The organism is Halorubrum sp. SS7 (genome assembly GCF_005435055.1).
Lineage (GTDB): Archaea > Halobacteriota > Halobacteria > Halobacteriales > Haloferacaceae > Halorubrum > Halorubrum salinarum.
Map to the genome: position 1 here is coordinate 235 of NZ_SGXV01000140.1, position 467 is coordinate 701.

The 467-nt window shown below is 67.2% G+C and carries 1 pseudogene; it reads right to left on the reverse strand.

The features are described 5' to 3' along the window. Positions 1-78: 78 nt before the first annotated feature. Positions 79-467: pseudogene (locus tag EXE44_RS21605) on the reverse strand (TrmB family transcriptional regulator); the annotation flags it as partial.

Here is a 467-nt window from a genome sequence, read left to right on the forward strand (position 1 = left end):
ACGCGTCGAGGCGGTGTCGGACGCGCCCCCCGCGGAGGACGCCGGATCGCCCCCGAAACGCAGCGCAGGGGTCGGCGGTCAGTCCGCGTCCTCGCTCTCTAACCGCCGGGTGAATATCGCCTTCAGCACGACCGACAGACTGTTCGTTTCCCCTTGTCCCCAGATGGCCGTCTCCGACCGCGGGTCGGACGAGGACGCGTCCGGTCCGGTAACGAGGGCGCTGACGAGCGTCTTCCGGCCGTCGATCATCAGCAGCCGTCCCGCCGACGTGTCCGACCAGACCCACAGGGACTCGAACATCGTCGCCCCGAGGATGTCGTCTCTGATGCGCCGTCGATCAGTTCGTCGTTGAGGAGGTCCTCGACGGTCATGTAGACGATCTCCTCGTCCACGTCCGCGAAGAACTCGAGGGTTCGCTCCGAGACGGCCCGCTGTCCGTCGACCGTCCAGACGCCCCGTTGTTCGGT